Source organism: Arthrobacter sp. 05N425, assembly GCF_056397125.1.
In genome coordinates, this window is record NZ_JBFTMU010000014.1 from 189,584 (window position 1) to 197,584 (window position 8,001).

The window sequence follows — 8,001 nt, forward strand, 5'->3', positions numbered from 1 at the left end:
CAGCCTTAGCATTCTGTGCGATTTGTAGATAACGTCGAGGCTGTGACGACTAACTCGCGAACCAGTGCCGTGTCCAAGCAAAAGCCGAAGGCCCTGATCACGGAGGGCCTCAAATTCGGCAGGTTTCCAATCACCGCCGTGCAGCCCGCGGTCGAAGACGGAAAGTTCCCCGCCAAGGCGGTAGTCGGCGAGAGCATCGTGGTCGGCGCCACTGCCTTCCGTGAGGGCCATGACATGCTCGGCGTCAGCGCCGTGCTCCTGGACCCGCGGGGTAAGGAGCGGCAGCGCGTCCGTCTGGCCCCGCCGCGCGGGGACCGGGGCAAGGGCACCGACCGCTGGGAAGGCCTGCTCACCCCGTCCGGCACCGGCAAGTGGTCGTTCGTCATCGAGGCCTGGCACGACCGCTACGGCACCTGGCACCACAACGCCGAAGTCAAGATCGAAGCGGGCATCGACGTCGAGCTGATGCTGGCCGAGGGCGCCGCCCTGCTGACCGAGGCCTCCGAGGACGCCACCCGTCCCTCCGCCGACCGGCGGACCCTGCGGATCGCCGTCGTCGGCCTGTCCGATGGTTCGAAGACCCCGGAGGAGCGCCTCGCCGCCGGCTTCAGCGCCGACGTCGCCGATGTGGTTGCGCGCCAGCCGATCCGGGAACTGGTGACCGTCTCCGAGCCGTATCCGCTGCTGGTGGAGCGCGAGCTCGCCGGCCGAGGCGCCTGGTACGAGTTCTTCCCCCGCTCGGAGGGCGCCGTCCGCAACCACGAAACCGGCGAGTGGACCTCCGGGACGTTCCGCACCGCCGCGAAGCGGCTCGACGCCGTCGCCGCGATGGGTTTCGACATCATCTACATGCCGCCGATCCACCCGATCGGTACCCAGCACCGTAAGGGCCCGAACAACACCCTGCTGGCCGGCCCGCACGACCCCGGCTCCCCGTGGGCGATCGGTGCCAAGGAAGGCGGCCATGACGCCATCCACCCGGACCTGGGCACCTTTGAGGACTTCGACGCCTTCGTGGCGCGCGCCGGCGAACTGGGGCTGGAGGTGGCGTTGGACCTCGCGCTGCAGGCCGCCCCGGACCACCCCTGGGTGCAGAGCCATCCCGAATGGTTCACCACCCGCGTGGACGGCAGCATCGCCTACGCCGAAAACCCGCCGAAGAAGTACCAGGACATCTTCCCGCTGAACTTTGACAACGACCCGGCAGGCCTGTCCAACGAGATCCTGCGGATCGTCCAGCTCTGGATCAGCCACGGCGTCAAGATCTTCCGCGTGGACAACCCGCACACCAAGCCGGTGTGGTTCTGGGAATGGCTGATCGCCAAGGTCAACAAGAAGAACCCCGAGGTCGTCTTCCTGGCCGAGGCCTTCACCCGGCCGGCGATGATGCACGCGCTGGGACGGGCCGGGTTCCAGCAGTCGTACACCTACTTCACCTGGCGCAACACCAAGGAGGAGCTGGAGGAGTACTTCCAGGAGGTCAGCCACGAATCCCCGGCCTACTTCCGTCCGAACTTCTTCGTCAACACCCCGGACATCCTCACCGAGTACCTGCAGTTCGGCGGACCGGCGGCGTTCAAGATCCGTGCCACGCTTGCCGCCACCGCCAGCCCCATCTGGGGCGTCTATGCCGGCTACGAACTGTACGAGCACGTCGCCCGGCCGGGCGCGGAGGAGTACATCGACAACGAGAAGTTCGAGTACAAGGCCCGCGACTGGGACGCCGCGGCGGAGTCCGGCCGCACCCTGGCCCCGTACCTCACCCGGCTCAACGAGATCCGGCACACCCACCCGGCCCTCGGCGACCTGCAGAACCTCACGGTGCACCAGAGCACGGACAACGCCACCGTGGTCTACTCAAAGCACAAGACCCTCCCGGACGGCAGCAAGGACACCTTGATCGTCGTGGTCAACGTGGATCCGCATGGCATCCGGGAGAGCACGGTGACGCTGGACGTGGCGGCGCTGGAGCTGGACCCTGAGGACCTGACGCACAACGGCCGCTTCGTCGTCGATGACCTGCTGACCGGCGAAAGCTGGGAATGGGGGGAGTACAACTACGTACGCCTTGACGCACATGTCGAACCAGCCCACATCCTGAGCATCCGGAGGCAGCGCCCGTGAGTTTCAGCCCGAGCAACCCCAACCAGCACTTCACCCCGAAGGGGACTTTCGAACTGAACGCTCCCGGACTCCAGCACGACCCCCACTGGTACCGGAAGGCGGTCTTTTACGAGGTCCTGGTGCGTGGTTTCGCCGACGGCAACGGCGACGGCTCCGGCGACTTCCACGGCCTGATCGAGAAGCTGGACTACCTGCAGTGGCTCGGCGTCGACTGCCTCTGGCTGCCGCCCTTCTTCCAGTCTCCGCTGCGCGACGGCGGCTACGACATCTCGGACTACAATTCGGTGCTGGACGAATTCGGCACCATCAGCGACTTCAAGCGGCTCGTCGCGGAGGCCCACGCCCGCGGCGTCCGGGTCATCATCGACCTGCCGCTGAACCACACCTCGGACCAGCACCCCTGGTTCCAGGAGTCGCGCAAGGACCCGGACGGCCCGTTCGGAGATTTCTACGTGTGGAGCGACACGGACGAGAAATACCAGGACGCCCGCATCATCTTCGTGGATACCGAGGAATCCAACTGGACCTTCGATCCGATCCGCCGCCAGTTCTTCTGGCACCGATTCTTCTCCCACCAGCCGGACCTGAACTTCGAGAACCCCAAGGTGATCGATGCCCTGTTCGACGTCGTGCGGTTCTGGCTGGACCAAGGTATTGACGGCTTCCGCGCCGACGCCATTCCCTACCTCTTCGAGGAGGAGGGCACCAACTGCGAGAACCTGCCGGCCACCCACGAGTTCCTGCGCCAGCTGCGCCGGATGGTCGACGAAAGCTACCCCGGCCGTGTGATCATCGCCGAAGCCAACCAGCCACCGGCCGAAGTGGTGGAATACTTCGGCACCGAAGAGGAACCGGAATGCCACATGGCCTTCCACTTCCCGATCATGCCGCGGCTGTACTACGCGTTGCGGGACCAGAAGGCCGCGCCCATCATCGAGACGATGAAGGACACCCCGGACATACCGGAGGGCGCCCAATGGGGCACCTTCCTTCGCAACCATGACGAGCTCACTCTGGAAATGGTCACGGCCGACGAGCGCGCCGCGATGCTCGGCTGGTACGCGCCGGACCCCCGCATGCGCGCCAACATCGGCATCCGCCGCCGGCTGGCCCCGCTGCTGGACAACTCCCGCTCCGAGATCGAACTGATCAACGCGTTGCTGCTCTCGCTGCCGGGAAGCCCGTTCCTGTACTACGGAGACGAAATCGGCATGGGCGACAACATCTGGCTCGAGGACCGCGACGCGGTCCGCACCCCGATGCAATGGAACCCGGACCGCAACGCCGGGTTCTCCAACGCCGACCCGGGCAAGCTCTACCTCCCGGTGATCCAGTCGCTGGTCTACAACTACAGCATGGCCAACGTTGAAGCCGAGGCCGCCCACTCCGGCTCGCTGCTGCGCTGGACCCGTCAGATCCTCAGCGTCCGCAGGAACCACCCTGCCTTCGGGCTCGGCTCGTTCCAGCACGTCGAGGCGGACCACGACGTCGTCCTTTCCTACCTGCGCGACCTACCGGCGGGCAACGCCGCCGGCGAGGAGGCAGAGACCATCCTGTGCGCGTTCAACCTGTCCCAGCACCCGGTGGCCACCACGCTGAGGGTGCCGCAGTATGCCGGCCGCGGGCTCCGCGACGTTTTCGGCGGTCAGGCGTTCCCCGCCATTTCCGACGACGGCACGCTGACCCTCACCCTGGGCAGCCACGACTTCTTCTGGCTGCGGATCCGTTCGGCCGCATCCAACCCGGCCTCGCCCCACACCCAGGCGATGCCTATCCTGTCCATCGAAGGCTGAAATGACCCGACCCACCCTTTCCCCCGCGCTGGACGCCCTGCTCCGCAGCTGGCTGCCGCGCCAGCGCTGGTTCCCCGTCAAGAGCGCGCACTTCAGCTTCGAGCCGGCGGGCCGTGTGCGCCTCGGCGCCGGCCCGGCGGCCGCGACGCCGGAGATCGGCGCGGAGCTTGAAGTTCTGCTGCTCGCGGTGACGTACCCGACGGCGGACGGCAACCGCACCGACGTCGTGCAGGTGCCGCTCAGCTCCCGCGCCCTGCCGCTGGCGGGCGCGGGAGCCGCCCTGCTCGGGGAGATTCCCGCGGACGGCACGGACGCGGCACACGGCTGGATCTACGACGGCGTGCACGACCCGGCGTTTATCGCGGCCTGGCTTGAACTCATGCGCGAACGCGCCGCCACAAGCGACGGTACGGCCGCCGGGCACCTGGTGGAATCCGATTACCGGCTGCCGTTCGCCACTGGCAAGGTCCGGGTGCTCTCCGGCGAGCAGTCCAACAGTTCGGTCATAGTGGACGACGGTGCCTCCGCGGCGATCCTCAAATTCTTCCGGGTGCTGTCCGAGGGGCAGAATCCCGAAGTCGAGATCGGCGCGGCCCTGACCGCCGGCCGCACCGTTGAGGTCCCGGCCACCCTCGGCTGGGTCACCGGCGAATGGACCGTCCCCGGGGGTGCCTCGACCGCCCGCGGCGAGCTCGCCGTCGCGCACGACTTCCTGGCCGGCGGCCTGGACGCCTGGCGCCTGGCCGTGGACGCGGCCAGCACCGGCACCGACTTCACCGCCGAAGCCCGCGCCCTGGGCGTCGCCACGGCCACCGTGCACCGTCGGCTCGCCGAGGCGCTCGGCACCGCAGCGGAGTCCGTGCCGGGCGGGGACATCGCGCCCGGCGTCGCCCAGCGGGTCCGGCAGTCGTGGGCGGAAGCCGGCGCCGCCGTCGGGCCCTTCGACGATGAACTTGAGGCGCTCCTTACGCGGCTCGAAGGCAGCAGTGCCGGCCGGCTGCAGCGGATCCACGGCGACCTGCATCTCGGCCAGATCCTGCAGGTCCCCGGCGGACCCGGGAAACCGGCCCGCTGGGCGATCCTGGACTTCGAAGGGGAGCCGCTGCGCCCGATCTCCGAACGCAACTTCCCGGACGTGCCGCTCCGCGACGTGGTCGGCATGCTGCGGTCCTTCGACTACGCCGCCGGCGCCGCCGTCCGCGAGTACGACGACGCCGTCGTCCCCGCGGCCTGGGTGGACGACTGCGCCGAGGCCTTCCTGGCCGGCTATGCGGAAGTCACCCCCGGCACGATCGACCGCGACTCGCCCCTGTTCGTGGCGTTGTGGCTGGACAAGGCTCTCTACGAAGTTGTTTACGAACTACGGAACAGGCCGGACTGGCTCGCCATCCCGGTGAATGCATCCCGTCGTCTCCTCGGCAGTACAGGCCCCGGCGTTCCCGCCGAAGCCGCAGCGGAAGGTAACAAAATGACAGGTTCAGCACGTACCGATCGACCCGGAGTCCCGCTTCCCGTGGACGCGGAGACCCTTGCGCGCGTCGCCGCCGGCGAGCACCACGCGCCGCATTCGGTCCTTGGCGCGCACCTCGACGACTACGGCCACGTCACCATCCGCACCGTGAAGCACCTTGCGGAAGCCGTCTCCGTGGTCACCGCGGCCGGCAGTTTCCCGATGTCGCACGAATCCGGCGGCGTGTGGGTGGCCGTGCTGGACCCGCTGGACGAAGGGCACGTTCCGGACTACCGGCTTGAGGTCACTTATGAAGGCCAGGCACCGCAGCAGGCGGACGAGCCTTACCGCTACCTGCCGACGGTGGGGGAGATCGACCTGCACCTGATCGGCGAAGGCCGCCACGAGCGCCTCTGGGATGTGCTGGGCGCACACGTCCAGCACTACAAGTCCGTCCTGGGCGACGTCGACGGCGTGTCCTTCGCGGTGTGGGCCCCGAACGCCCAGGCCGTGCGGGTCAAGGGCGACTTCAACGGCTGGGACGGCCGGGAATTCTCCATGCGCTCCCTCGGCTCCTCCGGGGTGTGGGAACTGTTCATCCCCGGCGTTATAGCAGGGGCGTGCTACAAATTCGAGATCAAGACCAAGCACGGGCACTGGGTGGAGAAGGCCGATCCGCTTGCCTTCGGCACGGAGGTTCCTCCGCTGACGGCGTCCCGCGTCGTCGAGCCCTCCTACGCCTTCAAGGACGAGGAATGGATGAAGGCCCGCGCGGCCCAGGATCCACACAATGCCGCGATGAGCGTCTACGAGGTCCACCTTGGGTCCTGGCGGGTCGGGCTCGACTACCGCCAGCTGGCCAAGGAACTCGTGGAGTACGTGAAGTGGCTCGGCTTCACCCACGTGGAGTTCATGCCCGTCGCGGAACACCCCTTCGGCGGATCGTGGGGCTACCAGGTCACGTCCTACTTCGCACCCACCTCGCGCTTCGGGCACCCGGACGAGTTCCGGCACCTCGTGGACGAACTGCACCAGGCCGGGATCGGCGTGCTGTTGGACTGGGTGCCGGCGCACTTCCCCAAGGATGCCTGGGCGCTGGCCCAATTCGATGGTGGGCCGCTGTACGAGCACTCCGATCCGAACCTGGGCGAACACCCGGACTGGGGCACGCTGATCTTCGACTTCGGCCGCAGCGAAGTCCGCAACTTCCTGGTCGCCAACGCCCTCTACTGGCTGGACGAGTTCCACATCGACGGCCTCCGCGTCGACGCCGTGGCCTCGATGCTCTACCTGGATTACTCCCGTGAGGAGGGCCAGTGGCAGCCGAACCGCTTTGGCGGCCGCGAGAACCTCGAGGCGATCTCCTTCCTGCAGGAGGTCAACGCAACGGTCTACAAGACGCACCCCGGTGCGGTCATGATCGCCGAGGAATCCACGGCATTCCCGGGTGTCACCGCCCCCACCAGCCAGGGTGGCCTGGGCTTCGGCATCAAGTGGAACATGGGCTGGATGCACGACTCGCTCAAGTACATGGCCGAGGACCCGTTCAACCGGAAGTGGCACCACGGCACCATCACGTTCTCCCTGGTTTACGCCTACACGGAAAATTTCCTGCTGCCGATCAGCCACGACGAGGTTGTGCACGGCAAGGGCTCGATGCTGCGCAAGATGCCCGGCGACCGCTGGCAGCAGCTCGCGAACCTGCGGGCCTTCCTGGGCTACCAGTGGGCCCACCCGGGCAAGCAGCTAATGTTCATGGGCACCGAGTTCGGCCAGGAAGCGGAATGGTCAGAACAGTACGGCCTGGACTGGTGGCTGGCCGACATCCCCGCGCACCGCGGCGTGCAGCTCCTGACCAAGGACCTGAACGAGCTGTACAGCTCCACTCCGGCCTTGTACGAACGCGACAACGACCCCGACGGCTTCCAGTGGATCAACGGCGGGGACGCGGACCGGAACGTGCTGACCTTTATCCGCCGGGACGCCGCCGGCAACGAGCTGGTGTGCGCCTTCAACTTCTCCGGCTCCCCGCACCAGGACTTCCGCTTGGGCGTCCCGGCCGTGGGGCAGTGGCAGGAAGTCCTGAACACCGACGCCGCTGCCTACGGCGGCTCGGGTGTCCTGAACGAGGGCACCCTGACAGCGGCCGACGGCGGCACCGACGGCCAGCCCGCCACGCTCACCGTGACGTTGCCTCCGCTGGGCGCCGCCTACTTCAAGGCGATCAGCTAGCCACGCGACGGCATGGCTGTGACGGCCATCTCGATCGGAGGGCCCGGAATCCTTGGGATTCCGGGCTTTTCCGTGTCCTGCGCCGTCCGCCGATCCGGGGCCGCAGGAGAGACCGCCGGGGCCGCTTTGTCACCCGGCTCAAGTGGTGGTAGAGTTTATTTCCGCGCTGCTCCCCGGAGTTGATCCGCTAAGAAGACCAAGAAGCCTATGGCAAGACTGAGTCGGACCGCTGATTTGACTAGGGTCAAGCACGCGGGTAAGTTTGAAAAGTTGCTCCGGAGCGATCCTGGACCGTTGGGTTTGGGTGGTGCCGGGTGTGTCTGTTGTTTGAGAACTCAATAGTGTGCCAAGTTTGTTGATACCAATTTTGTATTGAATTGGTTGATTGTGCCGGGCCTGCCA

Annotated in this window: 3 protein-coding genes; all 3 read left to right on the forward strand. The window is 67.0% G+C overall.

Annotated elements, in window-relative coordinates:
* The first annotated feature begins 42 nt into the window (after positions 1-42).
* The 3 genes from AC1DGE_RS15150 to AC1DGE_RS15160 are packed head-to-tail and all read left to right on the forward strand — an operon-like array spanning position 43 to position 7,599.
* Positions 43-2,124: an alpha-1,4-glucan--maltose-1-phosphate maltosyltransferase gene (locus tag AC1DGE_RS15150; protein WP_476917718.1), complete on the forward strand. Its 2,082-nt coding sequence runs from the start codon at positions 43-45 to the stop codon at positions 2,122-2,124.
* Complete coding sequence (gene treS / locus AC1DGE_RS15155) at positions 2,121-3,917, forward strand: maltose alpha-D-glucosyltransferase (RefSeq protein ID WP_441419054.1); 1,797 nt, start codon at positions 2,121-2,123, stop codon at positions 3,915-3,917. The genes AC1DGE_RS15150 and treS overlap by 4 nt, the downstream gene beginning before the upstream one ends.
* A gap of 1 nt (position 3,918) precedes the next feature.
* Complete coding sequence (locus AC1DGE_RS15160) at positions 3,919-7,599, forward strand: 1,4-alpha-glucan branching enzyme (RefSeq protein WP_476917719.1); 3,681 nt, start codon at positions 3,919-3,921, stop codon at positions 7,597-7,599.
* The last annotated feature ends 402 nt before the right edge of the window (positions 7,600-8,001 follow it).

Coding starts and splice junctions, on each gene's coding strand:
- AC1DGE_RS15160 (WP_476917719.1), top strand. CDS start 3,919: ATGACCCGACCCACCCTTTCCCCCGCGCTGGACGCCCTGCTCCGCAGC.